Origin of the sequence: Streptomyces sp. NPDC047000, assembly GCF_040644295.1 — a bacterium.
In the GTDB taxonomy this organism is placed as follows: domain Bacteria; phylum Actinomycetota; class Actinomycetes; order Streptomycetales; family Streptomycetaceae; genus Streptomyces.
In genome coordinates, this window is record NZ_JBEYWE010000024.1 from 84208 (window position 1) to 103835 (window position 19628).

The following is a 19628-nucleotide window of genomic DNA, read 5'->3' on the forward strand; positions in this document are numbered from 1 at the left end:
GGCTCAGCGCACCGCCCGCCCGCTGGTCTCCCGGGCCGCGCCGAGGGCGTCCGGCGCCGGGCCCTCGGGGCCGTCCTGCGGCCGGTCGTGCCGGTCGTGTCCCTCCGGTTCCGGTGTCCGCCGTACGGGGTTCCCGGCGGCCGGCTGTCCGGCGGGCGCCGCGGTCTGGGCCTCGCGGATCCGGCTCAGGACCCGGGTGCGCAGCTCGGTGAAGCGGTGGTCGGCGCGGGTGGTGAGCTGGTCCCGGTCGGTGCCGAGGCCGACGGTGAGGTTGTCGACGACGGTGGTGGGACGGCCGCCGAGGACGACGACGCGGTCGCCGAGGTAGACGGCCTCGTCGATGTCGTGGGTGACGACGATGACGGTGATGCCCAGCTCGGCGCGCAGCCGCAGGGTGAGGTCCTCCAGGTCGAAGCGGGACTGGGCGTCCACCGAGCCGAACGGCTCGTCCATCAGCAGGACCGGCGCGTCGTAGGCGAGGCCGCGGGCGATGGCGACGCGCTGCTGCATACCGCCGGACAGCTGCCAGGGGTACTTGTCGCCGACGCCCGGCAGGCCCACGGCCTCCAGGCACTCCTCGGCGCGGCGGCTGCGCGCGGCGCGTTTGACGCCCATGCCCTCCAGCGGGAAGGCCACGTTCTCGCGGACCCTGAGCCACGGCAGCAGGGAGCCGCGGTAGTCCTGGAAGACGACGGCGATGTCGGCGTGCGGCCTGGTCAGCGGCTCGTCGCCGTAGCGGATCGTGCCGGAGGTGGGCCGGATGAGGCCCGAGAGACAGCGCAGCAGGGTGGTCTTGCCCGCGCCGGACGGGCCGACGATGCAGACGAGCTCGCCGGGGTCGACCCGCAGCGAGAGTCCGTCCATCACCGTGTGCTCGTCCGCGCCGTGGCCGAACGTCTTGCGGACGTCCTCCACGATCAGGCTGGATCCGCGTTTCATGATGCCTTCACCTCGTTCCGGGACATGGTCCGCCGGGGCCGCCGGGCCCGGGGCGGACGCTGGTGGTACCAGCCGAGCAGCAGGTGCTCGGCGGCGAGCAGGAGCAGGCTCAGCGCGTAGCCGAGCATGCCGATCAGCACGGTTCCGGCCCAGGTCTCCGGGACGGCGAAGCTGGAGCCGCTCTGCAGGATGAAGTTGCCGAGGCCGACCGGAGAGCCGTAGATCTCGCTGACGACCATGAGGACCACGGCGATCGACAGGGCGACGCGGATGCCGGCGAAGATCTGCGGCAGGGCGCCGGGCAGCACCACCTTCAGCAGCCTGAGTCTGCGCGGGATCCGGTAGCTGCGGGCCGTCTCGTGCACGGCGGGGTTGATGCCGTGGACGCCGCTGACGGTGTTGAGGAGGACCGGCCAGAACGAGCCGAGGGCGATCAGGAAGATCTTGGGGCCCGAGCCGATGCCCAGGGTCAGGATGATGACCGGGACGAACGCCACGGTCGGGGTGGCCCGCGCGAAGTCGAGCAGCGGTCCCGTCGCGCGGCGCAGCGGCTCGATCTCGCCGATGACCAGACCGGCGCCGATGCCGCAGGCGGTGGCGACGGCGAGGCCGGCCACGATGTTGCGCAGCGAGAAGAGCAGGTCGCCGGTCAGGCCGCCGTGCAGCAGCTCGCGCCACAGGGTGGCGACGACGTCGGCGGCGGGCGGGAAGTAGAAGCTGGTGCTGCCCGCGGTGGCGAGGAACAGCACGGCGACGCACAGGACCGGCAGCCACAGCTGGGTGAGCAGGGACTTCCGCAGGGCGCCGGAGGGACGCTCGGACATGGGGTGCCCCCTCTCAGTCGGTGTGCGCGGGCGGGCGCCAGCGCAGCAGGCGCCGTTCGGCGAACTGGGACAGCAGGGTGATCACCCAGCCGATCCAGCCCGCGGTGACGATGTACGCGTAGGCGCGTGCCGAGGCGCCGCCCTGCTGAGCCTGGACGACCTCGTGGCCGATGCCGGGCAGGGTGGTGAGGACCTCGACGCCGATGGCCACGAGTACGGAGGTGGTCGCCGCGAGCCGCAGTCCCGTCATGACGGACGGGGTGGCGCTGGGCAGGATCACCTTGCGGAAGCGCAGCATGCGGGGGACGCGGTAGGCGTCCATGGTCTCGTTGATCATCGGGGTGACGGAGCGGGCGCCGTACTGGGCCTGGAGGAAGACGGGGAAGACGCAGGCGATGAAGACGACGGTGGTCTTCGTCGTCGGCGTGGACCCGAGGACCAGCAGGAACACCGGCAGCAGGGCGATGACGGGGAAGGACCGCAGGACGTCCACCAGGAGGCGGGACGACAGCTCGGCCGCCGCGTAGGTGCCGGTGACCAGGCCCAGCGGGATGCCGACGACCGCGGCGGCGGCGAAGCCGGTGAGGGCACCGTCGAGGGTGTCCGTCACCGCCTGCCGGTAGGCGCCGTCGCCGAACAGGCCCGGGAACTGCCCGAACACCGTGAGGGGTCCGGGCAGTGCGGTGGTGCTGACCAGGCCGGCCGCCGCGATCGCCGCCCAGAGGAGCAGGACGGCGAGGACGGCGGACAGCTGGAGCAGGGTGAGGGTGGGGTGCCACGCGGCCCGCCCGGCCCCGGGGCGCCGCGCGGGGCGCTGGGGGGCCGGGGCCGGACGGCGGCCCGTACCGGGTCCGGTGGACCCGGTGGGTGCGGCGGATGCCGGGGTGGAAGTGGCCATGGTGGGTGTACCTCTGCCGTTCTCGGCTGTCAGCCGCCGGTGGTCGTCGGGGCCTTGTCCCAGTAGATGGCGTCGTCCTTCGGCGTGCTGCTGAGCAGGCCGTAGGCGTGCATCTTGGTGATGACGGTGCGCATCACGGTGGTGTCGAGGCTCTTGTCGTAGTAGGCGTTCTGCGCCTTGTCGATGTAGGCGGCGGGCAGCTGGGTGTACTTCTTGTCGACCGCCTTGACGGCGTCGGGGTGCGCGTTGGCGTACGTCATGGCCCGGGCGACGGCGTCGGCGAACTTCTTCGCGGTCGCGCTGTTGCCGGACAGGTACTTCTGGGTGGAGAAGAGCAGGCCCTGGGTGAGGCCGGGCAGGTCGTTGGTGCCGTTGCCGACCGAGCGCAGCCCGGCCTCCTTGCCCGCGCCGTAGAAGGCGCCGAAGGAGAACACGGCGTCGGTCTTGCCGGTCTTCGCGGCGTCGGTGAGGGAGGTGGTGGGCAGGGCGACGAACTTGACCTTGCCCGGGTCGCCGCCGTCCTTCTCGACGAGGTACTCGACCATGAACTGGATGTTGCCGCCGAGGGCGGCCAGGCCGACGGTCTTGCCCTCCAGGTCGGAGAAGCGCTCGACGGGGCTGGACTTCTTGACGAGCAGGCCGTCGGTGGGGGCGTTCTTGGTGTTGGTGGACACCAGGGCGGTGACGATGCGGATCGGCATGTTCTTCGCGGCGCCCTTGAGGAAGCCGGAGGAGTCGGTCATCGCGAACTGGGCCTCGCCGTTGAGCAGCGAGGGGGCGTTCTGCGAGGTGTCCTGGGCGCCGGGCTTGATGGTGACGTCGAGACCGGCGGCCTTGAAGTACCCCTGCTGCTGGGCGATGTAGAGCGGCTCGAACAGCGCGCCGTTGGAGCGGAGCACGGTGACCTTCGCCGGTCCGTCCCCGCCGCTGCCGGCGGAGGCGGAGGCGCCGGAACCGCCGCAGGCGGCCAGCGGGGCGGCGACGGCGAGCGTCACCACGCCGATCGCCAGGCTGCGGAACGGGCTTCTGGCGGTGCGGGTGCTGACCGTGCTTCTCGTGCTCTTCGGCATGAGGGTGTGCTCCTTTGCACAGTGGCGGGGCCCTGGGGTGCTGCCCGGGGACGCCGCCGGGGGCGGTTGCGGCTCTCCCGGCCGGGTGGCTGCGGCCGGTACGGGGTGATGCGGGTGCGGGTCCGCGGTGGTGGTGCGTACGGATGTGGGGGTGGTGCGGGTCTGCGGTGGTGGTGCGGGGGTACGGGGTCGCGGTACGGCCGGTACACCTGCGCCGGGGTGCCGGCGCCTCGGTGACGTCAGCGGGACGCGAGCGCGTACGCCGTGGTCGACTCGTCCGGGGTCATGTAGGTGCGGAAGAACCCGTCGGGGTCGTAGGCGGCGCGGATCTTCTCCAGCCGTTCGGCGTTCTCGGCGCTGAGGCCGAGGTCGGGGCGGTCGGCGACGTTGTTGTCGGAGAACTGAAGCCCCTTGGAGAGGTGCTGGACGGCGGCCAGGGAGCCGTGCACCCAGTTCTCGTGCCGCAGGTCCTCCGCCGGGTCGCTCCAGCCCGCGTTGGGCGAGAGGTAGGCCTTGGCCTGGGCGGACCAGCAGGCGTCGGGGCGCGTCGGGTAGTGGCCCCAGAGCATCCACAGCACGAAGCTGGTGCCGTCCGGGATGCCGTCGAGGACGGGCCGGGCGGCGCCCAGGATCTCCTCGGCCGGCCCGTCGGCCCAGATGCCGTCGACGGCCCAGCGCAGGCCTTCCGGGTTGAGCCGGTCGGCGATGTCGTAGAGCTCCTCGACGGTGGTCGGCGCCGCGGTGACGGAGCGCAGGGCCCGGTCGCGGAACGGGGCGTCCTCCAGCGGGGCGAGTGCCTCGGGGCCGTGCTCGGGGGTGCAGAACACGGTGGCGGTGAGGGACACGGAGGGGGTGCCGAGGCCGGGGGTGAAGCCCGCCTTGGCGGAGAACTCCACGTTCGTGGGGAGCTGCTCCAGGAGGTCGTAGGACCAGGCGAGCACCTCGTCGCGCAGCTCGATCGGATAGCTGTGCACCGTCCGCCGGATCTCGGTGGGGCGGTCGTACAGGTCCAGGTGGAAGCGGGTGACGACGCCGAAGAAGCCGGGTCCGCTGCCGCGCGCCGCCCACAGCAGGTCGGGGTGGGTCGCGTCGGTGGCGTGCACCAGGGTGCCGTCCGCGAGGACCACGTCGACGGCGCGGATGCTCAGGCAGGCGGGGCCGAGGTGACGGGAGTTCCAGCCGTAGCCGCCGCCGAGGACGAAGCCGCCGATGCCGACGGTGGGCGCGTGCCCGGTCGGGAAGAACAGCCCGTGCGGGGCGAGGGCCTGCTGGATCGCGGGTCCCTTGGCCGACGGCTGGACGGCCGCGGTACGCCGCTCCGGGTCGACGGTGATCTCCTGGAGGCGGGAGAGGTCGACGAGGAGTCCGCCGTCGCGCACCCCGTTGCCGACCCAGCTGTGGCCGCCGGAGCGGACGGACACCTTCAGTCCCTCGGCCCGGGCGAGCCGTACGGCGGCGACGACGTCCTGCTCGTCCTCCGCGACGACGATGACCTCGGGGAACCGGTCCGGCTTGCGCTCGTTCCACACGGCGCCGAGGCGGGCCTGCTCGTACCGCGCGTCGCCGCGCCGGACGACGGCTCCGCGCGGCGATGAGGCAGGATGGGGATCGGGCGTCCTGGACAAAGTATGGCTCCTTGGGTGGTGCAGACATTCCGACGGTACTGTCGACACAAATTGCCGGTCAAGGGTGTGCGCGTCGCCAATTTCGGCTTTCTGTCGACACTAATCGACGGTCATGGCGGTCTCTCCGGGCCGCTCGGCGTCGTGTCCGCCCGCCGCCGCACGGCGCCGGTGCGCGGCCAGGGCGGTGGTGGACTCCGCGGGGGTCAGATAGGCGCGCAGCAGGCCCTCGGGGTCGTAGCGCCGGCGCAGTTCCTCCAGGCGGGCGGCCTGGGCCGGTTCGAGGCCGTGGTCGGGGCGGTCGGCGGGGTTGGCGTCGGCGAACTGGGTGCCGTGCGCGAGGGGGTCCAGGGCGCGCAGCGTCTCGTGCGCCCAGGTCTCGTGGGCGAGGTCGTCGGCGGGGTCGTCCCAGACGGCGTTCGGGGAGAAGTACAGCCGGGCCTGGGTGGACCAGCAGGCGTTCTCCCTGGTGGGCTGCCCGCCCCACAGCATCCAGAGCAGGAAACTGTCGCGGTTCGGCAGCCCGTCCAGCACGGGGCGGCCCGCCTCCAGGACGCGGTCGGCGGGCGCGTCGGTCCAGACGCCGTCCACGGCGTAGCGCCGGCCCGCCGGGGTGAGACCGTCGGAGAGGGCGTACAGGTCGTCGAGGGTCGAGGGCACGCGTTCCACCCGGCGCAGGGCGTGGTGCAGGAAGGGTGCCTTCTCCAGGGGTGCCAGCAGGTCCGGGCCGTGTCCGGGGGCGCAGAACGCCGCCGCGGTGATCATCGTGGTCTGGCGTTCCACCCCCGGGGTGAAGGCGACCTTGGCGGACAGCTCCAGCCAGTCGGAGACGCCGGGCACGGTCTCGTGGGTCCAGGCCAGCACCTCGTCGCGCAGCTCGTACGGGAAGACGTAGGCGCTGCGCAGGATGCGCTCGTAGGCGGGATACACCCGCAGGTGGAAGCGGGTGACGACGGCGAAGAAGCCCGGCCCGCTGCCGCGCACGGCCCACATCAGGTCCGGGTGGGTCTGGTCGGTGGCGTGCACGAGGGTGCCGTCGGCGAGGACGGCGTCGACCGCCTCGACGCTGAAGCAGGCCGGGCCGAGGGCGCGGGAGTTCCAGCCGTAGCCGCCGCCGATGAGGAAGCCGCCGACGCCGACGGAGGGGCAGTGGCCGCTGGGGAAGACCAGCCCCTCGGCGGCGAGCAGGGCGTTGAAGCGGGTTCCCTGGACGGCCGGGCGGACGCTCGCGCGGCGGTTCGGGGCGTCGATCTCGACCTCGTCCAGGGCGGAGAGGTCGATGAGCAGCCCGCCGTCGCGGACCCCGTTGCCGATCCAGCTGTGGCCGCCGGAGCGGACGGACACCTTGAGGCCGTGCTCGGCGGCCCAGCGCACGCCCGCCTGGACGTCCCGGTCACCGGCGGCGACGAGGACGGCGTCGGGGAAGCGGTCGGGTTTGCGCAGGTTCCAGACGGCGCCGAGCCGGGCCTCCTCGTAGCCGGGGGCGCCCCGGACGAGGAAGACGCCGTCGACGGCGGGGGCGGTGACGGGGGCGGGGGCGGTCATGGCTGCTTCAGGGGCGGGTCGGGGACGGCCGCCGGGTCCGCCGCACCGGGCGGCGCGGACGGCGGGGGCGGCACGGGCGTCGCGGGCGTCGCGAGCAGCTCAGGCGTCGCGGGCGGCACGGGCGGGAAGTCGAAGAGTTCGGCCGGGTTGTCGACGAGGAGGCGGCGCAGCAGGTCCGGATCGGGCGCGATGCGGGCCAGCAGGTCGACCAGCAGCCCGTCGTCGGGGGCGTCGCCCTCGATGTTGACATGCGGATAGTCGGTACCCCACACCACCCGTCCGGGCGCGTGCGCCACGAACGACGCGGCCAGCGCCACGGCGTCGGCGTACGGCGGCCCCTGCCGGGAGACCCGGTCCACTCCGCTCACCTTGAGCCAGACGTCGCCGGTGTCGAGGAGGGAGCGCAGACTGCGCAGGGCGGGGTCGCCGGGCCCTGCGGAGAGATCGACACGGGCGAGATGGTCGATGACGACGGGCCCGGGCAGCGAGCGGATCAGGGCCTCGTGGTCGGCGGCCTCGCGCCTGGTGAGATGCAGCTCGGCGACCCAGCCCAGGCCGTCGACACGCTCCAGCACCGAGTCGATCTCCGCACGGGTGGGCGCGGTGCGCAGGTGCGGCAGGAAGTTCAGGCGGAAGCCGCGGACTCCGGCGCGGTGCAGTTCCTCGATGTCGGCCCGCGTGGTGTGCTCCCCGATGAGGGCGACTCCGCGCAGCCGACCCTGTCCGGCGGCGAGTGCGTCGAGGAGGGTGCGGTGGTCCGAGCCGTTGCAGGACGACTGCACGACCACGGCGCGGGACAGACCGAGGTGCGCATGGAGGGCGGCGAGCTGCTCCTTGGGCGCGTCGACGGGGGTGAAGGTGCGCTCGGGGGCGTAGGGGAAGACGGCGGCCGGGCCGAGGATGTGGCAGTGCGCGTCGCAACTGCCGGGGGGCAGGACGAGGGCGGGTCTGCGGGGAGCGGGGTGCGGGGGCGGGCAGCCCGGGGAGGGCGCGGGGGCCTGCGCGGCGCGCGGGGCCCGCGGGGACTCCGGGGGTTGGTGCGGTGTCGGGGCCTGCGGGTCCCGTGCGGCCGCCGGGCGGAGCGGGGCCGCGGGCGGCGTGCGGGCCGGGCGGACGGCGGGCTCAGTCACAGCGGGCCGTCATTCCGCCGTCGACGACGATCTCCGTGCCGGTGACGAAGCGGGCCTCGTCGGACGCCAGGAACAGCGCCGCGTACGCCGTGTCACGGCCGTCGCCCATGAAGCCGAGCGGGATACGGGCCTGGCGTTCGGTGAGCAGTTTCGCCACGTCGCCGCCCGCGCGCTGGTGGGCGAGCCGCGCCTCGACCATGGGCGTGTGGAGCTGCCCGGGTACGACGGTGTTCACCCGGATGCCGTCGGGCGCGTACTGCACGGCCGTCACCCGGGACATCTGGATCACCGCGGCCTTGGCCGCCGCGTAGCCGACCTGCGCGGCGCCGGTCCAGCGCAGTCCGGAGGCGGACGCGGTGTTGACGATCGCGCCGCCGCCGTGCCGCCGCATGACCGGCACGACGTGCTTGCAGGCGAGGAAGGCGCTGGTGAGGTTGGTGCGCAGCTGGCTGTCCCAGTCCTCCAGGGACAGCTCGGCCGCTCCGCCGGCCCGCGAGCCGCCGACGTTGTTGACCAGGATGTCGATCCGGCCCGCCTGCCGCTCCGTCTCCTCGAAGTAGGCCTGGACGGCGTCGGGTTCGGTCACGTCGAGCAGGTGGGTGCGGGCGGTGCCGCCCTCGCCGCGGACCTGCTCGGCGGTGACCTCCAGGGCGTCCTTGTCCCGGTCGGTGAGGTACACGGTGGCGCCCTCGCGGGCGAAGATCACGGCGGTGGCACGTCCGTTGCCCCAGCCGGGGCCGACGCTTCCTGCGCCGCTGATGACGGCGATCCGCCCGGCCAGACGGCCGGAGCGTGCGGGGGGCACGTCCTGGGTCACGGGTTACTCCCTCGGTCGGTGGTCGGGGCTCGCCGCGCGTGCGCGGTGCGCGAGGGGCACCTGCGGGCATACGGCCCGGGGAGCGGGCGGCGAGTGGCTCGAGTATCAGTTAGTGTCGACAGAAAGTAAACACTCGACGGATCGAATCGTCAGTAATCGCAGTTCATCGACACAGTCAGCTTCTTAGTGTCGACAGCGATGGAGGGGTGGTGTTTCAATGAGCCGACCCGCCCGGCAGAGAGGAACACCCCATGGACAAGCCGCCCGTGTTCACCGACGAGGAGATCGCGCGGTTCCGCGCGGAGCTGGCCTCCCGACGTGCGCCGGGCGCCTACGAACCGGGCCGCTGGTCGGTGAGCCCCTTCACCCGCCGCCCCGAGGTGCGCGGGGACCTGCCGGAGTCGGTCCGGCTGCGCGACGCGACCCTGCGGTCGGTGGAGACGCTGCCCGGTGTGGTCGCCTCCACCGGGGCGAAGGAGGCGTATCTGCGCCGGCTCGTCGGCGCCGGGGTGCGCGAGGTCGTCACCGCGGGGCTCGGCGGCCGTGACGACACGGCACTGCGCCGCGAGGTCGCACTGGTCAAGGGCGAGAACCCCGGCTGCCGGGTGCTGCTGCCCCTGCTGCGCACCACACGGGACATCGACCGGGCCGCCGACGCGGGCTACGACGCCGTGCAGATCTGGGTGCAGGGCCTCGGCGAGGCGTCCGCCCTCTACAACCCCGCGGTCTACCAACGGGCCTGGCGGGGCGAGGAATGGCGCGGCGCGGACACCCCGCGCGACAGGGCCGACGTACTGACCCGCGCGGCGGCGCTGATCCGGCACGCCCGCTCACGCGGTCTGGACGCGGTCGTCCCCATGCTGATGGTCTCCTTCCTCACCGAGGAGTCCCTGGAGGAGTCGGTCGCCGTGCTGGCCGGCGCGGGCGCCACCGAACTCACCCTGTTCGACGGCCCCGGCGCCATGAGTCCCGAGTCCTACGCCCACCTGGTCGGCCGCACGAAGGAGCTGGCACCGGACGTCGGGATCGGTCTGCATCCGCACAACACGTTCGGGCTCGCGGTGGGTTGCGCCGTGGCGGCGGTACGGGCCGGGGCGGATGTCGTGGAACTGTCGGTCAACGGCTACTGCGGGGGCCCCGGCAACGCCGATCTGGCCGCCACGGCGATGGCGTTCGAGGCGCTGTACGGGGTGCGCACCGGGATCAGGACCGAGCGGCTGACGGAACTCGCCCGCGCCGGTGAGGAACTGACGGGTTATCACGTCGCCTGGAACCACCCGGTGACCGGCACCGGCGCCTTCTCCTGGGGCGGCATGGACCTCATCACCCAGGAGACGGCGGTCGATCCGCTGCTCCACAACTGCCTGGAGCCCGCCCTCGTCGGCAACGCCCGCAAGGTGCCCTTCACCCCGGACAGCGGCCCCTACACCCTCGCCGACAAGCTGGCCGAGCTGGGCGTGGACATCACCCCCGGGCAGGTCGACGAGGTGCTGCGCAGGGCACGTGAGGTGATGGCGGGCGAAGGCCGGCTGCTCGGCGACGCCGATCTCGCGTCGCTGGCCCACCAGGTCACCGGCACACCGCGGGCCGGTACGCCCGCCTCCGTGGACGGCCGGTGACCGTGCCGCTCCCCGGCGTCCGCTCCGCCGGCCGGAACACCCCTCCGCCGCCCCCACCCCTCCGAGGAGTCCCGCCCGTGAACGAGGAGTCCAGCCCGTGAACAAGGTCCGCACGTCCGCCGCCGACGCGGTCCACGACATCGCCGACGGGTCGTCCCTCGCCGTCGGCGGGTTCGGCCTCAGCGGAGTCCCGGAGACCCTGATCGGGGCGCTGTACGACCAGGGCGCCGCACGGCTCTGCGTGGTCTCCAACAACTGCGGGGTGGACGGCGCCGGACTCGGCGTCCTGCTCGCCGCGGGCCGGATCGCCCGGGTGACCGGCTCGTACGTGGGTGAGAACAAGGAGTTCGCCCGGCAGTACCTGTCCGGCGAGCTGGAGGTCGAACTGGTGCCGCAGGGCACGCTCGCCGAGCGGCTGCGGGCCGGCGGCTGCGGCATCCCGGCCTTCTACACCCCGGCCGGGGTGGGCACCCAGGTCGCGGACGGCGGGCTGCCCTGGCGGTACGCGGCCGACGGCACCGTGGCGGCGGCCTCACCGCGCAAGGAGGTCCGCACCTTCGAGGACCGGACCTACGTCCTGGAGCACGGCATCACCACCGACTTCGCGCTGGTGCGCGCCTGGCGGGGCGATCCGTACGGAAACCTGGTGTTCCGCAAGGCCGCGGCGAACTTCAACCCGCCGGCCGCCATGGCCGGCCGGGTCACCGTCGCGGAGGTCGAGGAACTCGTCGGACCGGGTGACCTCGACCCCGACGAGGTGCATCTGCCCGGGGTGTTCGTCCAGCGGGTCGTCCCCCTGACCCGGGAGCAGGCCGCGGCGAAGCGGATCGAGAAGAGGACGGTGCGCGGCTGATGGGCTGGACACGGGAGCAGATGGCCGCCAGGGCGGCCGCGGAACTGACCGACGGCTCGTACGTCAACCTGGGCATAGGGCTGCCCACCACCGTCCCGGGCCATCTGCCGCCCGGGGTGCGGGTGGTCCTGCACTCCGAGAACGGCATCCTCGGCACCGGCCCCTACCCCGGCGAGAGCGAGGTCGACGCCGACCTGATCAACGCGGGCAAGGAGACGGTGACCGTGCTGCCGGGCGCCGCGTTCTTCGACTCGGCGCTGTCCTTCGGGATGATCAGGGGCGGCCACATCGACACGGCCGTGCTGGGCGCCATGCAGGTGTCGGCGCGCGGCGACCTGGCCAACTGGAGCGTCCCCGGCAAGATGATCAAGGGGATGGGCGGGGCCATGGACCTGGTGCACGGTGCCCGCCGGGTGATCGTGCTGATGGAGCACACCGCGAAGGACGGCAGCCCCAAGCTGGTCGACCTCTGCACCCTGCCCCTCACGGGCCGGGCGTGCGTGCACCGCGTGATCACCGACCTCGGCGTCTTCGACGTCGACGAGGACGGGCTCACGGTGGCCGAGCGGGCGCCGGGCGTCACACCCGAGGACCTCCGGGCCCGTACCGGAGCGCCCCTGCGCGGCTGACCCGCGGCGCCTGACGCGCCGGCGGCGCCTCACGGGACCGCGCGGACCGCCGCCTCGGTCAGGGTGCGCGCGGTCCGTACGGCGCTGGCGACGGCCTCGTCGGGGGCGAGGCCGCACAGATCGGTGAGCGTGAACAGCGCCTCCGCGCTCACCACCACGGCGAGATCCCGCTTGAGCTGCGCGAACGCCTCCGGGTCCGTCGCCCCCAGGGTGCCCTCCAGCGGCAGCAGCGCATGGTCGATCAGCCCGAAGCGGATACCGGGGCGCACGTTCTCGCCGCCGGGCCGGGTGACGGTGGCCGCGATCATCGCGCGGACCGCCCCTTCCCGGGCGAGGATGCCACGCAGCAGGAACGCGCAGGCGAAGGCGACCCGTTCGACCGGGTCGGCCGAGTCCGCGACCGGCGCGAGCGCCTCGGCGGGCGGCGGCCAGGCACCCGTCAGCGCCTCACCGATCAGCGACGGGAGGTCGGGGAAGTAGCGGTAGGCGGTGGCCTCGGAGACCAGTGCGGCCCGGGCGACCGCCGGCATCGTGACCTCGGCGCCGGAGTCCACGAGGTCACGGGCGGCCGCCACGATCGCCGTGCGCGTGCGCCGCTTCTGCTGGGTACGGCCGCTGCCCGCCGCCTGCGTCGTCATTCCCGGCCCTCTCTTCCTGCCTGCGCCCTCACATCCTAACACTCGACTCTCTTCATGAGAGTGCACTTGCACGAAGCCCGCGGGTCGCCTAGTCTCCTGAGAGTCAGCTCTCACGAAGGAGGCAGCCATGACCGACGTCTCCCTGGTCGGCCCGGACGGCGGCGAGTCGATCCGGCTGGGCCCCGTCCGGATGCGCATCCTCGAGGACGGCAGCACCACCGGGCACCGCCTCGGCATCGGCGAGATCACCATCGCCCCGCACACCCAGGGCCCGCCCCAGCACCGGCACGCCGAGCACGACGAGGGGTTCTACGTCGTCTCGGGCACCGTGCACTTCACGGTCGGCGAGACCACGCACGCCGCGCCGGCCGGCACCCTCGCGATGATCCCGCCCGGCGCCCCGCACACCTTCGCCAACCTCGGCGACATCCCCGCGGTGATGATCAACACCTTTACGCCCGACCTGTATGTGAACTACTTCCGCGATCTGCGGGACATGATCGCCGGCGGCCGCGAGATGACCCCGGAATCGACCGTCGAAGTGATGAGCCGCTACGCCACGGTCCCGGCGACCGAGCATGCCTGACATCCCCTCATGTCCCTCCGCGACCAGCTTGCTCCAGGAGCCACTCGTATGACGAAGACCATCACCCGTACCCTGGCCGCCGGCGCGGAGAGCGCCGACCTGACCGTCGAGGTCCACGGCGAACAGGGACACCCCTTCCTGCTGCTGCACGGGGGCGGCGGCCCGCAGACCGTCACCCCGTTCGCCGCGCTCCTCGCCGAGCGGCGGCCGGCCCGGGTGTACGTGCCCCTGCACCCCGGTTTCGGCGGCACCGCCCGCCCCGCCCGGCTGACCGACGTCGGCACGCTGGCCGCGCTCTACAAGGACCTGCTCGACGCCCTGGACCTGCACGACGTGACCGTGGTCGGCAACTCCATAGGCGGCTGGATCGCCGCCGAGCTGGCGGCCCTGGGGTCCGACCGGATCAGCGGTGTCGTCCTCGTCAACGCGGTCGGCATCGAGGTCCCGGGTCATCCGGTCGCCGACACGTTCTCGCTGACGCCCGTCGAGCTGTCCCGGCTGTCCTTCCACGACCCGTCGAAGTTCCGCTTCGACCCGAGCGCGCTGACGGAGGAGCAGCGCGCGGTGGCGGCCGCCAACCGGGCGGCGCTGGAGGTGTACGCGGGGCCGTACGCCATGGCGGACCCCACGCTGGCCGAGCGGCTGGCGAAGGTCGCGCACCCGACGCTCGTCGCCTGGGGAGCGAGCGACCGGGTGGTCGACGCCGAGTACGGGCGGGCGTACGCGAAGGCCGTTCCCGGTGCGGAGTTCCGGCTGCTGGAGGGCACCGGCCACATGCCGCAGTCGGAGACGCCCGGGGAATTCCTGCCGGTGGTCTGGGACTTCGCCGACGCCCACGCCACCGGACGGCCGTGACAGCGGAGCCGGCAGGCGGACCTGACCGTGATCCGGCTGACGGCGTCGGTCGCGTCCAGGTCCTCCTCGGCCCAGGTCCGCAGCGCCCGCGGCGGTACGGCGCGGCCGGCCGCACCCGCGGCACGCCGATGCCCGGCGTCACGTCCTGACGGACCGCCGGTCGGGGGCTACGGTGGAGACGTGGGCGGCGCAAGCACGGTGACGCTGTTCCTGTGCGGCGATGTGATGCTCGGACGCGGCATCGACCAGGTCCTCGCGCATCCGGGCGATCCCGGGCTGCGCGAGGGGTACGTCCGCGACGCGCGGGACTACGTCCGCATGGCGGAGGCGGTCAGCGGTCCCGTACCGGCTCCCGTACCGCCGGACTGGCCCTGGGGCGCGGCGCTCGGGATGCTGGACACCGCCCGGCCCGCCGCGCGGATCGTGAATCTGGAGACCGCGGTGACGCGCGGCTCGGACTTCGCGCCCGGCAAGGGCGTCCACTACCGGATGCACCCGGACAACCTGCCCGCCCTCACGGCGGTCCGCCCCGACGTCTGCGTCCTCGCGAACAATCATGTGCTGGACTTCGGCCGCGCGGGTCTGACGGAGACGCTCGGCACGCTGGCCCGCGCCGGGCTGCGGACCGCGGGTGCCGGACACGACGCCGCCGGGGCGTGGGCGCCCGCCGCGGTGCCGCTGCCGTCCGGGGGCCGTGTGCTGGTGTTCGGCCTCGGGGCGCCCTCAAGCGGCATCCCGGACTGCTGGGCGGCGGGGCCGGGGACCCCCGGGGTGGCCCGCCTTCCCGGGCTGTCGGCCGGTGCCGCCGCCGAAGTGGTGCGGCGGATCCGGGAGGCGCGGCGGCCGGGGGACATCGTCGTCGTCTCCGTGCACTGGGGCTCGAACTGGGGGTACCGGGTGCCCCGGGAGCAGATCCGCTTCGCCCGTGCCCTGATCGACGGCGGCGCCGACGTCGTCCACGGCCACTCCTCCCACCACCCCCGCCCCGTCGGGACCTACCGCGGCCGGCTGGTCCTCTACGGCTGCGGCGACTTCGTGAACGACTACGAGGGCATCGGCGGCCACGAGGAGTACCGCGGCGATCTCCGGCCGGCGTACCTCGTGACCGTCGAGGCGGCCACCGGGCGGCTCACCGGCCTGCGCGTGGTGCCGTACCGGGCCCGGCGGCTGCGGCTCGAGCCGGCCGGGCCCGCCGACCGCGACTGGCTGTGTGCCGCTCTCGACCGGATCAGCGACGGGGCACGTGTCTCCGCAGCGCCCGACGGCTCGCTCGTGCTCGGGCCCGGGTGACGTCCCGCCGGATCCGGACGGCGTCAGGTCCGGTAGGCGAGGACGGCCATCATGCCGACGGCACCGTGGTACAGGTTGTGGCAGTGCAGCATCCACTCCCCGGGGTTCCGGGCGTCGAAGTACACCGGGACCGTCCGGCCCGGCCGCACGATCGTGGTGTCCTTGCGCGGTCCCGAGGTGCCCAGCTGGTAGGTGTGACCGTGCAGATGCATCGGATGCCACATACGGCTCGCGTTGACGAAGTCGAGCCGTACCCGCTGCCCCTCCTCCACGACGACCGGGTTCGCCAGGGGATCGTCCATGTCGTACGGGACGCCGTTGACGGCCCAGTCGTACGTGGCCATGCTGCCGGTCAGCCTGATCCGGTGCGTGACGTCCGGCTCCGCCGGCTTCAGGCTCACCTCGTCGGCCGCGGTCAGCTCGGACGCGGTCACGATCTCGCCGCCCAGTTCCGCGGGCCGTACGCCCGGCGCCGGCGCGGTGCCCTTGCCCGTGCGCAGCACGGCGAGTCCGCTCGCTCTCTTGCCCTCCGCCTCGGCCACCAGCGGGAACACCCCGTCGCCGAGGGTGACGAGGACGTCGTAGCGCTCCCCCATGCCCAGCAGCAGCGCGTCCACCTCACGGTGGCGGACCGGATAGCCGTCGGTGTGGGTGATCGTCATCCGGTGACCGCCGAGCGCGACCCGGTAGGCGGTGTCGGCGCCCGCGTTGATGATCCTCAGCCGCAGCTTCGTGCCGGGTTTCGCGGTGCGGACGGCCGGGTCGGCCGCGATCCGGCCGTTGATCAGATGGTACGGATAGTTCACATCGCCGGTCTCGCCACCCAGCAGAGGACTGTCCGTACCGCTCAGCGTGAAGCGCTGGGCGGACGAACCGCCGTCACGGCCCGGACCGTCCGTGCCCTGCATGTCCCGCATCCCGTGCATGTCCCCCGGGCCGCCCATGCGCTGCCGGAGTTCGGCGAGGGCGTCGTCGGGAGTGCCGTCGATGCCGTCGAGCCAGTCGTCGAGGACGACGACCCACTCGTCGTCGTAGCCGAGGGGCTCCGCCGGGTCCTCGACGATCAGCGGGACGTGGAGCGCGCGGTCGAGCTGGACGCCGACGTGCGAGTGGAAGAAGTACGTACCGGGTGTGTCGGTGACGAACCGGTAGGTGAACGAGGAACCGGATCCCACGGCGCTCTGGGTCACCCCGGGCGCGCCGTCCATGTCGTTGCGCAGGGCGATGCCGTGCCAGTGGGCGGACGTCGTCGTCTTCCCGGGGAGCTGGTTCGACAGGTCCGCGACCACGGTGTCGCCGGCCGTGACCCTGACCTCCCGGCCCGGGGTGAGCCCGGTGTAGGCCCAGGTCTTCGGGGTCACACCGCCGCCCAGGTCGAGCACGGCGGGCGCCGCGGCGAGGGCGAGCCGGTGCTCGCGGCCCGTGCTCCTGCGTTTCGCCTCGGCGGCGGTGACGGCCGATCCCGACGGGCCGACCAGGCCCCGGGGTGCGCTGCCGGCGGGGGCGCCGGTCCTGCCGGTGCAGGCGGCGAGCGCCGCGGCGCCCGCCGCGGCGAGGCCCGTGCGCAGGAGAAAACGGCGGTCGATGCTGTTCATGTGCTGTCGTCCTCTGTGACGTCACGCCACGTCCCGCCATGCCGGTGACGTGACGGTGCGACTCCTGTGTCTGCTGTGAACGGAACGCGGCCGCGGTGACCGCGGTGTGACCGGGGATCGCTGCGGGCGGCGGTTCGCGCGCCGCCCGACGCGCGCTATATGTGCAGCCGCGGGACGGCGCCGGGCACGGCGCCCGGGACGGGGAAGGCGCCCGGCACCCGGCCGACGACCGTACGGCCGTCGCCGGCTGTCCGCGTCGTCCTCATGGGCCCGTCCCTCGCACATGTCCGCCAGAGGCGTCCACCATACCCCCGTTGGGTATATGCCTCCGGTAAGACACCCGACCCGTCCACCTCTGTCACCCCAACGGACACCGAGGAAACAACCGGACTTCCACCGCACACGGTGTCTGCCCGCCATTTCTGGAAAAACCCTCCTCGTCGTACGCGTGGCCGAATAGCGTGCGAGGACCCGAGCCCGAGCCGCCTCCCTCACCCCCACGCCCATCGGCCCGCGTCCGCCGGGCCCAAGCCGCTCCAGGAGTTCCCGACATGCCGCACGGAGACACCCCTGCCTGGTCGCTTCCCGACAGCCCCGGCCCCACGACCGACACCGACGACACCGGCACCGGCACCGGCACCGGCACCGCGACCGACGGCAGCGGCCGGGGCGGCCACCCCGGCTTCCAGGTCCTGTACGGCACCGAGCCGTTAGCCGAGGACACCGTCCCCGGCCGGCGGGGCTCCGGCTCACGCCCCCGGCCCGGGCATCACGGCGATCTCCGGCGGCTGCGGCGCACGTACCGTGTCCAGCGCCGCACCACCACCTTCCTGGCGCTCGGCTATTTCACCGCCTTCCTGGTCCTCTCCGCGCTGCGCCCCGCCTTCATGACCCGTCCGCTCGTCGGCGGGCTGCCGGCCGGACTCGTGCTGGCGCTCGCCCACATCCCCGTCACCTGGCTCGCCGTGCTGCTGTACGAGCGCACCGCGCGGCGCTTCGTCGATCCCCTGGCGTTCCGCGTCACCCGGCACACGCCGTGGGCGGGCGGGACGGGTCAGGAGCAGGGCCGGTGACCGACTTCGGCAAGACCGCGCAGACCTGGTCACTGGTCGCCTTCTGCGCCGCCGTCAGCGTGACGCTGCTGCTGTGCGTGCTGACCGGCCCGGACCACGACGACCTCGACGAGTACTACACCGGCTACCGCTCCCTCTCCCCCTTCCGCAACGGCCTCGCGATCGCCGGGGACTACATCTCCGCGGCGACCGTGCTGACGATCGGCGGGGTGATCGCCCTGTGCGGCTACGACGGCGTCGTCCTGGCCGTCAGCACCCTGCTGTCGCTGCTCCTGCTGATGTTCCTGCTGGCCGAACCGCTGCGGAACACCGGGCGGTTCACCATGGGCGACGCGCTGGCGCGGCGCACCCCCGGGCGTTCGGTGCGGATCGCGGCCTGCCTCGTCACCTTCGCCGCGCTGGTGCCGATGATGCTCGTCCAGCTGGCCAGCACCGGCCAGTTGCTGGCGTTCATCCTCGGGTTCTCCGGCACGCCGCTGAAGACCGGCTGCATCGTCGGTGCGGGCACCCTGATGATCGCCTACGCGGCCATCGGCGGCATGCGGGGCACCGCGGTGCTGCACATCCTGAAGATCGTGGCGCTGCTGGGGTCCGGGGTCGTCGTCGCCGCCCTCGTGCTGCGGACCTTCGACTGGAGCCCCGGGGAACTGTTCGGGACCGCCGCGCGGCGCAGCGGGGCGGGGAGCCGGTTCCTGCACAGCGGGCTGCAGTTCGCCGGTGAGGAGCATCCGCGGCTGGACATGGTGAGCACCCAGTTCGCCATCGTGCTCGGCGGTGCGTGTCTGCCCCACGTCACCATGCGCATGTACACCGCGGACAGCGCGCGCCAGGTGCGCCGGTCGATGTCGTGGGCGGTGTCGTCCGTGGCCCTGTTCATGCTCGTCATCACGGTGATCGGGGTCGGTGCCACGGCGCTGCTGGGCCGCGGCGGCGTCGCTGCCGCGGACCCGCACGGCAACACCGCCTATCTGATCGCCTCGCGCGCGGTGCTGGGCGACCATGTGTCCCGCCCGGAGACCCTGCTGTTCACCGGGGTCACCACCGCGATCTTCCTCACCCTGCTGGCGTCGGTCGCCAGCATGACGCTCGCCTGCGCCAACTCCCTCGCCCACGACGTCTTCGCCTCCCGGCGTTCCGGGATGCCCCCGATGCGGGAGTCGACCGTCGCCCGGGTGTCGGCGATCGTGGTGGGCGCCCCGGTGATCGTGCTCGCGGCGCTCATCCAGCACCGCAGTCTGCAGCCGCTGGCGACCCTGTCGTTCTGTCTCGCCGCGTCCGCCATCGCGCCGGCGCTGATCTACAGCCTGTTCTGGCGGCGGTTCACCCGTACCGGTCTGCTGGCCACCCTGATCGGCGGCTCGGTGTCCGTGCTCGTGCTGATGCCGGGCACCAATCTGGTCTCCGGCTCTCCCGTCTCGGCGTTCCCCGACGCCGACTTCAACTTTTTCCCGTTCACCACCACCGGTCTGGTGTCCATTCCGCTCGGTTTCGTCTTCGGCTGGCTCGGCACGGTGCTGCGGGGGCGGCGTGCGCAGCGGGAGGCCCGCGACCGGTACGAGGCAGTCGAGCGGCTGATCCTCGCCGGTCCGCAGCGCAGACTGCGCTGACCCGGCCGGTACCCGGAGAGGGGGCGGAGGGAGACGGA

Annotated in this window: 18 protein-coding genes; 8 read left to right on the forward strand and 10 right to left on the reverse strand. The window is 73.2% G+C overall.

From position 1 onward, the window contains the following. Positions 1 to 3: 3 nt before the first annotated feature. The 8 genes from ABZ862_RS29620 to ABZ862_RS29655 form a co-directional block, all read right to left on the reverse strand. Positions 4 to 939, reverse strand: a complete 936-nt coding sequence (locus ABZ862_RS29620) for an ABC transporter ATP-binding protein (protein WP_360964495.1) — start codon at positions 937 to 939, stop codon at positions 4 to 6. Beyond that, positions 936 to 1763, reverse strand: a complete 828-nt coding sequence (locus ABZ862_RS29625; protein ID WP_360964498.1) for an ABC transporter permease — start codon at positions 1761 to 1763, stop codon at positions 936 to 938. The genes ABZ862_RS29620 and ABZ862_RS29625 overlap by 4 nt, the downstream gene beginning before the upstream one ends. A gap of 13 nt (positions 1764 to 1776) precedes the next feature. Beyond that, complete coding sequence (locus ABZ862_RS29630; RefSeq protein ID WP_360964501.1) at positions 1777 to 2661, reverse strand: ABC transporter permease; 885 nt, start codon at positions 2659 to 2661, stop codon at positions 1777 to 1779. A gap of 29 nt (positions 2662 to 2690) precedes the next feature. Beyond that, a complete protein-coding gene (locus tag ABZ862_RS29635) occupies positions 2691 to 3731 on the reverse strand; it encodes an ABC transporter substrate-binding protein (protein WP_360964504.1) in 1041 nt (346 codons plus the stop codon). 239 nt (positions 3732 to 3970) lie between these two features. Continuing rightward, on the reverse strand, positions 3971 to 5356 hold the full coding sequence (locus tag ABZ862_RS29640; protein WP_360964507.1) for an FAD-binding oxidoreductase: 1386 nt from the start codon (positions 5354 to 5356) through the stop codon (positions 3971 to 3973). 99 nt (positions 5357 to 5455) lie between these two features. Next, positions 5456 to 6898 carry an FAD-binding oxidoreductase gene (locus ABZ862_RS29645; RefSeq protein WP_360964510.1) on the reverse strand — a complete coding sequence of 481 codons (1443 nt, stop codon included), beginning with the start codon at positions 6896 to 6898 and terminating at the stop codon, positions 5456 to 5458. Continuing rightward, entirely contained in the window at positions 6895 to 8028 is a 1134-nt protein-coding gene (locus ABZ862_RS29650; RefSeq protein WP_360964513.1) for an amidohydrolase family protein, read from the reverse strand. Before ABZ862_RS29650 ends, ABZ862_RS29645 begins: the two co-directional genes overlap by 4 nt. Beyond that, positions 8021 to 8845, reverse strand: coding sequence for an SDR family NAD(P)-dependent oxidoreductase (locus ABZ862_RS29655; protein WP_360964516.1), 825 nt, complete (start codon positions 8843 to 8845; stop codon positions 8021 to 8023). Before ABZ862_RS29655 ends, ABZ862_RS29650 begins: the two co-directional genes overlap by 8 nt. Positions 8846 to 9096: 251 nt before the next feature. Here ABZ862_RS29655 and ABZ862_RS29660 point away from each other — a divergent pair, with 251 nt between their 5' ends. The 3 genes from ABZ862_RS29660 to ABZ862_RS29670 all read left to right on the forward strand — a co-directional run bounded on the left by ABZ862_RS29660 (position 9097) and on the right by ABZ862_RS29670 (position 11946). Then, the gene (locus ABZ862_RS29660) at positions 9097 to 10464 is read left to right on the forward strand and encodes a hypothetical protein (RefSeq protein WP_360964519.1); all 1368 of its coding nucleotides are present in this window, start codon (positions 9097 to 9099) and stop codon (positions 10462 to 10464) included. 97 nt (positions 10465 to 10561) lie between these two features. After that, positions 10562 to 11317, forward strand: a complete 756-nt coding sequence (locus ABZ862_RS29665) for a CoA transferase subunit A (RefSeq protein WP_360964522.1) — start codon at positions 10562 to 10564, stop codon at positions 11315 to 11317. Continuing rightward, on the forward strand, positions 11317 to 11946 hold the full coding sequence (locus ABZ862_RS29670; protein ID WP_360964525.1) for a CoA transferase subunit B: 630 nt from the start codon (positions 11317 to 11319) through the stop codon (positions 11944 to 11946). The genes ABZ862_RS29665 and ABZ862_RS29670 overlap by 1 nt, the downstream gene beginning before the upstream one ends. Before the next feature lie 29 nt (positions 11947 to 11975). Here ABZ862_RS29670 and ABZ862_RS29675 read toward each other — a convergent pair whose 3' ends face one another. Then, positions 11976 to 12584 carry a TetR/AcrR family transcriptional regulator gene (locus ABZ862_RS29675; protein ID WP_360964528.1) on the reverse strand — a complete coding sequence of 203 codons (609 nt, stop codon included), beginning with the start codon at positions 12582 to 12584 and terminating at the stop codon, positions 11976 to 11978. Between the two features lie 127 nt (positions 12585 to 12711). On the opposite strand from ABZ862_RS29675, the gene ABZ862_RS29680 reads away from it, so the two are divergent. From ABZ862_RS29680 to ABZ862_RS29690, 3 genes are all read left to right on the forward strand, one after another. Beyond that, complete coding sequence (locus ABZ862_RS29680) at positions 12712 to 13170, forward strand: cupin domain-containing protein (protein ID WP_360964531.1); 459 nt, start codon at positions 12712 to 12714, stop codon at positions 13168 to 13170. 48 nt (positions 13171 to 13218) lie between these two features. Further along, positions 13219 to 14025 (forward strand): alpha/beta hydrolase, encoded by an 807-nt coding sequence (locus tag ABZ862_RS29685; RefSeq protein ID WP_360964534.1) that lies wholly within the window; start codon positions 13219 to 13221, stop codon positions 14023 to 14025. 180 nt (positions 14026 to 14205) lie between these two features. Further along, positions 14206 to 15315 carry a CapA family protein gene (locus ABZ862_RS29690; protein ID WP_360964537.1) on the forward strand — a complete coding sequence of 370 codons (1110 nt, stop codon included), beginning with the start codon at positions 14206 to 14208 and terminating at the stop codon, positions 15313 to 15315. A gap of 23 nt (positions 15316 to 15338) precedes the next feature. On the opposite strand, the gene ABZ862_RS29695 is transcribed toward ABZ862_RS29690, so the two are convergent. After that, positions 15339 to 16910: a multicopper oxidase family protein gene (locus ABZ862_RS29695; RefSeq protein ID WP_360964540.1), complete on the reverse strand. Its 1572-nt coding sequence runs from the start codon at positions 16908 to 16910 to the stop codon at positions 15339 to 15341. A 551-nt stretch (positions 16911 to 17461) separates the two neighbouring features. Between ABZ862_RS29695 and ABZ862_RS29700 the strand changes: the two genes are divergently transcribed. Then, a complete protein-coding gene (locus ABZ862_RS29700) occupies positions 17462 to 17983 on the forward strand; it encodes a DUF485 domain-containing protein (protein WP_360964543.1) in 522 nt (173 codons plus the stop codon). Then, positions 17980 to 19590, forward strand: a complete 1611-nt coding sequence (locus tag ABZ862_RS29705; RefSeq protein ID WP_360964546.1) for a cation acetate symporter — start codon at positions 17980 to 17982, stop codon at positions 19588 to 19590. Before ABZ862_RS29700 ends, ABZ862_RS29705 begins: the two co-directional genes overlap by 4 nt. Positions 19591 to 19628 lie beyond the last annotated feature (38 nt).

What these genes read in the sequence shown, in the direction of transcription:
- ABZ862_RS29620 (WP_360964495.1), bottom strand. Translation starts at nt 939, where the DNA reads ATGAAACGCGGATCCAGCCTGATCGTGGAGGACGTCCGCAAGACGTTC.
- ABZ862_RS29625 (WP_360964498.1), bottom strand. Translation starts at nt 1,763, where the DNA reads ATGTCCGAGCGTCCCTCCGGCGCCCTGCGGAAGTCCCTGCTCACCCAG.
- ABZ862_RS29630 (WP_360964501.1), bottom strand. Translation starts at nt 2,661, where the DNA reads ATGGCCACTTCCACCCCGGCATCCGCCGCACCCACCGGGTCCACCGGA.
- ABZ862_RS29635 (WP_360964504.1), bottom strand. Translation starts at nt 3,731, where the DNA reads ATGCCGAAGAGCACGAGAAGCACGGTCAGCACCCGCACCGCCAGAAGC.
- ABZ862_RS29645 (WP_360964510.1), bottom strand. Translation starts at nt 6,898, where the DNA reads ATGACCGCCCCCGCCCCCGTCACCGCCCCCGCCGTCGACGGCGTCTTC.
- ABZ862_RS29660 (WP_360964519.1), top strand. Translation starts at nt 9,097, where the DNA reads ATGGACAAGCCGCCCGTGTTCACCGACGAGGAGATCGCGCGGTTCCGC.
- ABZ862_RS29670 (WP_360964525.1), top strand. Translation starts at nt 11,317, where the DNA reads ATGGGCTGGACACGGGAGCAGATGGCCGCCAGGGCGGCCGCGGAACTG.
- ABZ862_RS29675 (WP_360964528.1), bottom strand. Translation starts at nt 12,584, where the DNA reads ATGACGACGCAGGCGGCGGGCAGCGGCCGTACCCAGCAGAAGCGGCGC.
- ABZ862_RS29680 (WP_360964531.1), top strand. Translation starts at nt 12,712, where the DNA reads ATGACCGACGTCTCCCTGGTCGGCCCGGACGGCGGCGAGTCGATCCGG.
- ABZ862_RS29685 (WP_360964534.1), top strand. Translation starts at nt 13,219, where the DNA reads ATGACGAAGACCATCACCCGTACCCTGGCCGCCGGCGCGGAGAGCGCC.
- ABZ862_RS29695 (WP_360964540.1), bottom strand. Translation starts at nt 16,910, where the DNA reads ATGAACAGCATCGACCGCCGTTTTCTCCTGCGCACGGGCCTCGCCGCG.
- ABZ862_RS29700 (WP_360964543.1), top strand. Translation starts at nt 17,462, where the DNA reads ATGCCGCACGGAGACACCCCTGCCTGGTCGCTTCCCGACAGCCCCGGC.